The sequence below is a fragment of the Bradyrhizobium sp. SZCCHNR1098 genome (assembly GCF_032489375.1).
Taxonomy (GTDB): Bacteria; Pseudomonadota; Alphaproteobacteria; order Rhizobiales; family Xanthobacteraceae; genus Bradyrhizobium.
Genome location: NZ_JAUEXY010000027.1, coordinates 1 through 1,599, shown reverse-complemented (window position 1 = coordinate 1,599; position 1,599 = coordinate 1). Strand labels below are relative to the sequence as shown.

Annotated in this window: 2 protein-coding genes; both read right to left on the bottom strand. The window is 67.9% G+C overall.

Going from position 1 to position 1,599, the window contains the following annotated elements:
* Positions 1–100 precede the first annotated feature (100 nt).
* A complete protein-coding gene (locus tag QX135_RS32380; RefSeq protein WP_316182712.1) occupies positions 101–724 on the bottom strand; it encodes a LysE family translocator in 624 nt (207 codons plus the stop codon).
* A gap of 123 nt (positions 725–847) precedes the next feature.
* Positions 848–1,057 carry a hypothetical protein gene (locus QX135_RS32375; protein WP_315797374.1) on the bottom strand — a complete coding sequence of 70 codons (210 nt, stop codon included), beginning with the start codon at positions 1,055–1,057 and terminating at the stop codon, positions 848–850.
* Between the last annotated feature and the right edge of the window lie 542 nt (positions 1,058–1,599).

Genomic DNA, 1,599 nt, shown 5'->3' with positions numbered 1-1,599 from the left:
TACGTCAGCCCGGTTGAGTTCGAGCGCAAGGTGGGATTAGCTTGACCGGGTGTCCATCAAACCGGCAGCAGCTCAGTCAGCCCCCCTTGATCGGCCGCCCTCACCGCTCGCTCAGCGCCAGCCGGGCGCCAAGCAAAGCAAAGCCGCCGGCGAAGGCGCGGCGCAGCCACGCCATCACCCGGGGGCGGCTGACGACGCGATCGCGCACCGCTGAGGCGAACAGCCCGTAGACAACGAACACCGCGAACGTCATCGCCATGAACGTGGCCGACAGCTCGAGCATGGCGGCGAGCGGATGCACTTCGTCCGCGGCGATGAACTGCGGCAGGAAGGCGAGGAAGAAGATCGACAGCTTGGGATTGAGGATGTTGACCAGAAACCCGGTCAGCACCACTCGCCCGGCCGAGCGCGCTGCGTCCTTCGCGTCATCCTTGGCCTCCACCGAGAGCGCGCCACGCTCCCCGAGCGTCTGCCAGGCCATGTACAAGAGATACGCAACGCCACACCATTTCAGCGCGGCGAAGGCCAGCGCGCTGGTGTGCAGCACGGCGGCAAGGCCAACGATCGCGGCGAGCATCGCCGGGATGATGCCGAGCGTGCAGCCGAACGCCGCGGCGACGCTCATCCGCGCCCCCTTCGTCAGCGCCACCGCCAGCGTGTAGAGCACGCCGGTGCCGGGCGAGGCCACCACGATCAGCGAGGTCAAGAGGAAGGCGTAGGACATCGGGAAAGCTCCTTGGGCGAGACGAGGCGCATCAGCCCGCAAGGCGCGGCAGCAGCCTCAGCGCGTCGCCGCGCTCGATCTCGGCGGGCTGCTGATCGCTGAACACGGGTGACGGCCACGATGTCAGGGAGCCCTCGCCATTTCAACCGGCTCGGAGGCCCGATGCGGCCGCCGCATCGCCTCGAGGTGAGGACCAGCGGCGTCGGCCTCGCCGCAGCCGGCGAGCATGACCGCCGCGCCGATCGTGAGCCGTGGGCTCGTGCCGCAATGCGACGGCCACGCGATGATGGCGGCGATGTTGCCGAGGAGGAGAACGGCGAGCAGGACGAGCATGGCCCGCCGTCCTGTTGGCGTGGGTGACGACATCGGGACTTCCTCACGATACGGTTGACGCGATCGCGGCTGCACCGCGAGGAGCGCCATCGGTTCGATCGCGTGCGGCCACAGATGCGAACACACGCCGCGGACGCGGCGCTTTTGCGCAGGTCGGATGTCGCCATGTAAGATCTTGTTGCTGTTCGTGCGCGCGCTCCCGGCAGCCGGTGATTGAAAGCCGCGTGCGTCCGCACCGCGGGGACGCAACGGGCGACGGCGGCTAGGCCCGCCGCATGACGATCGTTCGGCCGGGCCATCTGCACCTCATCACGATGCAGGAGGGGTTGCGGGGCAGGTGGGCGCGTTCAACCATCGTCGCGACGCCTTTCGCGCCCGAGCTTTGCTGGTCGTCTCGCCCCCATGAAACAGAGGGCGCGGGGAATGCCGGGCTGCAGGCCGCAACCCATGGCCCGCCTGCAGAAGAAAAGCAGGCGGCAGTCACCACAGATCCTATGGGGCGGCGGGTGGTCAAGAAGGGTTAGGATTGGATTTCCGAACCA